This window comes from Chromobacterium alticapitis, assembly GCF_002924365.1.
GTDB classification, from domain to species: Bacteria; Pseudomonadota; Gammaproteobacteria; order Burkholderiales; family Chromobacteriaceae; genus Chromobacterium; species Chromobacterium alticapitis.
Genome location: NZ_PQWB01000044.1, coordinates 1 through 6,547, shown reverse-complemented (window position 1 = coordinate 6,547; position 6,547 = coordinate 1). Strand labels below are relative to the sequence as shown.

Annotated in this window: 2 protein-coding genes; both read right to left on the bottom strand. The window is 58.5% G+C overall.

The window, feature by feature from the left end; translation table 11 throughout:
* Positions 1–238: 238 nt before the first annotated feature.
* On the bottom strand, positions 239–613 hold the full coding sequence (locus C2I19_RS11420) for a hypothetical protein (RefSeq protein WP_146056795.1): 375 nt from the start codon (positions 611–613) through the stop codon (positions 239–241).
* Complete coding sequence (locus tag C2I19_RS11415) at positions 610–6,351, bottom strand: DNA/RNA non-specific endonuclease (protein WP_103902823.1); 5,742 nt, start codon at positions 6,349–6,351, stop codon at positions 610–612. The genes C2I19_RS11420 and C2I19_RS11415 overlap by 4 nt, the downstream gene beginning before the upstream one ends.
* Positions 6,352–6,547 lie beyond the last annotated feature (196 nt).

Below are 6,547 nucleotides of genomic sequence, written 5' to 3'. Positions count from 1 at the left end.
CGGTCAGTTGTACGGTGCACTTCATGGAGTTCGGCGGTGAGTAGAGTCCGGGTGAGTGCAAGCAAGAATCAAACCAATTTGTTGTGGGCACTTAACTCCATTTACCACCCCACTGTTTGGAACGATAAACGGCGCACTCCCTATGGAAATGCGCCGACCTTCGATACCAAGCCACGGTCAGATTAATGTAGCTCATTCAACACACGGACATGACCTCCGGTCAACCCGCCTTACCGGGCTAATTTTCCTTCGGCAGCCCGGTCCCTCCATCTAGCTTAGTAATCTCCCAGCGATGCAGATCACTCCATTCAAACTTGATGTCATAGTTGAACTCAGCATCAATCGTTAACAGAAAGACTCCCTGAGACTTCCCTAACTCCTTGAGAAGCATGGCCCCAAAGTCATTCATTCGGCTATAGAATACAGCCTGTTTCAGAGCCCCCACGAGAAATACATCGGTGCCAATAATATAGGAGGCATTGGACCCATACCGTGCCTCCTCTGCACGAAAGCGATAGAAGGCTTTTTCCCAATTCGGTGCTAGATCACACATGAATCCAATGAATTCTTTTGCTAAATCTATTACAACTGGGGTTGCTCTGATATTTGTCAAAATGCTCTCCGAACATATACCTGCCCTGATTTATTAGAGAATTTATCAGCAAAAGTATCGACAAGATTCCCGTTGACATCAGTCACTTCAAAATTTACTGAAACACTGCCTGGCCGACCTGTAATTGGGTCAAAGTCACCCAACGTATGCAAGAAATCGACTTGATGCCCTTGCGCGGCATAGCGCGCATAATCATTTTCAATTGTCTTAAATGCTGACATATTGAAATTACCATCTTGCGGGAACAAGTTCTTTGAACCTTGATCCCCCATGAATCTATGCGCAATACCATGACCACCTTGATCGCCTAGCATACCAGAAGCTGCTGCATCTGCTTGAGCTTGGATCTCTGCAGTACTTCTGCGAAGACCAGAGAAAGACTCTCTTAGCGAGCCTTCCACCGAAAGCATATTGCCCGATGGATCGACCGTCCAAGTTGCCGTATTTCGTCCAAAAGTATCTGTTACCGTACTATTTGCAGCTACGCCACTTGTCACCCCGCTGCTTGGAACCACTCTCTCCAACTCAAACGGCAGCGGATTCGAGTTTAGCACGCCGAACTCTTGCTGACGGAGCTTGATCTCCCAATCTGGCATACCCCATGCTCTAAGCCTCTCGGCTCCGCCACGGACCATTCCATGAAGCTCGGCAGCCAATGGCGACGCCGCTGACAAGGCCAGCTCCGTCTTGTCTATACCGTAACGCCCAACCCTTCCACTACTTAGCTGGTAAAGCGCATTGTCCGCGGCCTGCGTCGTTAAATCTCCGGCAAAACCCGCTCCCATCCCAGAAGCCGCGTAACCCAGGCCTATACGACGCAGAGCGTTGAACGCCATGCCCCCCGCGCCCATCCCTAGCGCCGTTGTCGCCACCATCCCCCCACCACCTAACAGCACCTGCCCCATATCCAGGCTGTGTGACCACGGACTATCTGGGAAAGCCCGACGCCCCAGGTCCGCATCAGCCTTCCATGGTCCCAAAGTATCCAGCTGATGCCGATACTCCGCCTGCAGACGCAACTGCTCGGCTTGCGCCGCTTTTTGCTGCTGCACCCAGGGTGCCGCATTCCAGCGGATGAAACCGAAATCCGCTGGATGAGAAACCGGATCCGCTGCGCCATTCCGGCTGCCATATATGAAAATAGGATGGCGTTCATTTTCCTCCACACCCTGGTCAATGACATAGCCATTCTTCATATCGTTAGACATGAGCAAGTGCCGGCCAGTACGCATTTCAATCATGCCATTGACCGTTCTATCGTTCCAATCTCCGCTGCCAGACTCGGGCAGAGAGCTCAGACTCTCTACTCCCCGGCGCCCCTCAGGCGTGCCCAACAAGCCGGAAAGATCCAGATTGTTTTGCGCAGCAAAATCCCCCAAGCGCCCAGAGAAGAAACCGCCGTCCTTATCGTTTTTAAGCTGTTGCTCGAAACGCGTCTGCGGATCGGCATCCTGTTTTACCCTGGCACGGGTCAGTTCATCCCCTAGCGCGCTACCAAACGAACTGGCGGCCAGATTGCCCCAATTAGGCTGATGGCCCTCCGCCAGCACCGATTGGATGGTGCCCCCCACCATGCCGCGCAGCGTGCCGTAGCCAATCCGCTCGAACGAATCCGCGTGATCCCCGGCTTGCATACCTTTACCGCTAGTGGCCCATTCCGCCACGCCTGCCGCCGCGACCGCCATCCAGTTGAAGGATTTCTGCTGCCCCGTCGCCATGGCCAGCCCTTGCGATAACGCGCTTCCCGCCATCGCGCGCTCAACCGCGTTCAACGCAGTGAATCCCTGGGCATATTTGGCGACACCCGCAGACAAGGCTGACAAGCCGACCTGCCGCCATGAGAAACTGTGCTGCATGCCCATGCCCATCGCGACGAGCTGTCCCGCGGCAGATCCGGCGGCGGCGCCCACCATCGCTCCCGCCAGTTCGCCGTATGTGGTCGTGCTGCCCATCACAGGCGTCATGCCCCAGCTTGCGCTGCTGGCGCCCGCCTCGGCTCCAGCACCCGCCTCTGCGCCAGCACCCGCCTCTGCGCCAGCGCCAGCTTCGGCGCCAGCGCCAGCTTCGGCCCCGGCTGCGCCTGCCTCGGCCCCCGCTCCTGCTTCCGCACCAGCCGCACCGGCCTCTGCTCCTTCGGCGCCTTCAAAATATGGTGTTGCCGCCCCATCCGTTACGATGCACACCACGATCATCACGACAATCACAATGAACATGCCAAACCCGCCGCAGCCATCGCCACCCGACGGCATTGGGGGCGGGGGCGGCGCGGGCAGCGTCGGCGAGGTGTCACCTATCGCCTCGCCTGGGTTGTACACCCGGAAGGTGCCGCTGTTGTTGTGGACGTTGGTGACCTTGTTCGGCACCCGCAGCACCTGGCCCGCCTTCAGCGTTTCCGTGCCGGTCAGGCCGTTGGCGTCAGCCAGCAGATACCACAGCGAGCGGTCGCCCCACAGATTGGCGGCGATCGCTTGCAACGTGTCGCCGTCATGGGCGGTTATCACGCCCGGCGCCTGCGCCGGGTAGTTGGGGCCGATCGGTTCGTAGTTTTGATCGAAATCGGCGCTGTTGACCGGCGCGCCGCCGCGATAATCATCCTTGCGGTTGCCCAGCTGGCCTTGCCACAGCGCGAGGGCGTAGTCCTTCCGACTGGGGCCGTCATTGCCGATCGCGCCCACTTGGCGGCCATCCAGATAGTAGTAATCCTGGGTTTTGTCCACGGTGTTGCCGATGGTTTCTTCCCGGCGCAGCACCAAACCCTGGGCATTATTGATGTAGCGCAGGGTGCGCGCGCCATTGGGATCATGATCGACCGAGCTGGACAGATGACCGTTGAGGTCATAGCTCATATCAGAGAAACCCGCCTTCCAGTCCGGCGCATTGGCGTTTTGCGGCTGCACCTTGATGGTGGACTGCTTGGCTTCGTCCCACCATTCATAGGTGTAGAAAGTCGTAGTCGTCGTATCGCCGCTCACCTGAACCGATTGGTTCAGCGTGCCGTCGTTGTACAACTGGAAGCTCACCGTGCTGCTGTCGTTGGTGATCTGCTTCAAGACCTTGTTGTCGCCATCGTACTGCGTGACGATCTTGTCTTTTGGCCTCCCCCCTACGTTGTACATGTAATCGCGGTACTCGGTGACCCGGCCAAGCAAGTCGTTCTCCCGATGCGCCGACAACACATTGTTGATAAGCGTGTCTTTCAGATAGCCGCCATCGGTATAGGTGTATTGCTCGGTCGTGCCGTCCGATGCATTGACTACGGTCTTGCGCTGCCCCGCCGCGTCATAGGCAATCTCCTTGCCATCCCCGCCGGCCGCGCCGCGGCTGATCTGGCCGTTGCTCAACTGACCCATGCTGACGACGAAACGGTTCATTTCGTCATAGCGGTACCAATAGTCCTGGGTCTGGGTGCTGCCATCCACCACATTGCGATACTCGCTGTAGACGCGGCGGCGGTTGCCTGCCGCATCGTATTCGTAGCGGGTGAGGAAGCGCGGATCATGGATCTGCGTCACGCGGCCCAGCGCGTCATAGCTCACATCCGAGTACTGGTAGATCGATTTGGATGGATCGCTCAGCTTGGCGTATTTTTCGAAGGTCTTGCGGCCCTCCTTGTCGTACTCATACACGGTTTGCGTATCCATGGCCCGATCGTCCAGGCTCTGCAAATAGCCGTTGCCGTAATAGCGGTAGACGATGTCTTGAGCGGAGTTTTGGATGCCATGCTGCCAACGCAGTTGCCCGGCGTTGTTGTACTCGTAAGCGGTCACCCGGCCGCCCAAGTCGGTGTGCGCCACTTTCTGGCCAAACAGGTTGACCGCATCCTCTTGCCAGTTGTTGCTGAGGTTGTCGTTGCGGGTGACGCAGCGCCAGCCTCCCACCACCGCGCCGCCGGCGCCCAGCAAGGTCGCATCCCAGCGGTAGTCGTACTTGAGATGGCGATTGGCCGCGCTGACGGTTTCCCGCACCCGGCCCAGGCTGTCGTAACGGGTGGTGTCGGTCAGCACATCGCTGCCGGTGCTGGTGGTGCGGTGGGCGATGCGTTGGCCGGCGCTGTCGTAGTCGTATTCGTCGTAGCCGCCGCCGGCGCGGTCTACCCGTCTGAGCTGGTTGAGCTTGTCATAGTGGTAAGTCGTGATGCGTTTGACTTCGTCCTGGCTGCTGGCCAGATTGCCCTGGGCGTCGTACTGCATCGCCTTATGGCTGCTCACCTGGTTGACGCCGCCGTCGGCATGCCATTCGTCGGTGACTTTGCCCTGGCCGTTCTGGCTGCCGGCCAGCCAGCGCTGGCGGTTTTGATGGCCGTTGGCGTCGATGGTGGCCACCGCATTGCCCATGGCGTCATAGCGATATTGGGTCAACGGCGCAACGGTCTTCTTCTGGCCGTCTTCCCCGGTGACGCTGACTTGCGGGTCCTGCTTGCTCAGCAGCTTGCCCATGGCGTTATAGGTATACGACGTAGTCTGCTGCATGCCATCTGTTTCGCTGTCCACTTCGCCAAACGCGTTGTAGTGCTGGCTGCGAGTGATGGTGGCGTTGCTGTTGCCCGGCCCGATGATGACCCAGGAGAACGGCGGCAGCGCGCTGGATTGTCCCGGCGCGTCGCGATGCGCAAAGCCACTGATGGTCAGCGGGCTGCCATCGGTATCGGTCAGCAGATTGCCGCCAGCGTCGCGCAGTTGGTAACGGTACTCGTAATCGCCCGCCGCCAGACCCATCATGTCGAATTCGAACCCTTGCGCGCCGCGCGACAGATTGACGCTTTGCCAGTCGCCATCCGACTGACTGCCTCTGGGCCGGTAGCGCAGCTCCATTTTCACGCCGCTGCTCTGCGCGGGCGTGAAGGTGGCCTTGGCGGACAACTCCAGGCCGGTCAGTTGGCCCGGCGTCAGCGTGACGGCATCGCCGCCCAAACTCAGTTGCCCGCTGACATGGTTGAGCAACTGGCCCGATGCGTCATACATCAGGTATTCGAAGACATACGGCGTCGGCCCGGCCAAACCTTTGGCCAAGCTTTCGCAATGCCAATCGTAGCTGTTGTACTTGGCATCGTACTCCAGCGCCGCTTCCTGCATGGCGGAGGCTGGGCTGCCTAACGGCCGGTAACGGATTTTGCCGCTGGCCACGCCGGCTTTCAGATTGAAGATGCGGACGGTTTGCGGCTGATCCTCCCAATTCATCGGCGGCGTCACCGAATTGGCATCTCCTGGCGTAAAGCTGCCCGTCAGCGTGCTAACCGGCTGATTGCCGTCGTCGCGCGCGCCTAATTGATATTCGTAGCGCGTGCTCGGCTGCAAGCCATACGTAGCCGGGTTGAACTGGAACCAGCCATTAAGCGTCCGGCCGGAAGTGGCCATGCCGACATCGCTCCACCCGCCCCATTGCCCGCCAGGGGTGCGGAAGCGGATGCTGCCGCGCGTTGCGCGGGCATCCGAGCAATTGATATTGATCCAGCCCTTGCCCCAGCCGCCGTTGTCGCCATACATGAAGGCGGCTGGCGGCGTATTGCCATCTGGGTTAAATCCGGCGCCGCTGTCGTTCACCCACAGGCCGCCATGGCTGCCGGCAATAACTTGGCCATTATCCCCCAGCAGCAAGTAGCTGCTCTCGAAATTGCCGCGCGGCAGGCTGCTCCAGTCTGTCGCAAACCACCCGCTCATGGTCTGGCCATTCAACACCACGGCAGGCACGGCACGGATAATCCAGCCAACATTGTTGCCTGCTGGCCGGGTCAGCAGCATTACCTGCTTGACGCGGGTGTCCTGGGTGGAGAAGTTCAGAGAATTTCCACTATAACTTCCATTTATCGTTTGAGAAGATTGGTGGATAATTTCATCACTGGACAGCCGTCCTCCGCCGCTGAAACAGAGTATTAGATTAACACTGCCCAATTGACCAACAGGAACTTTCTTATAAACCTGAACTTGATAATTCCAC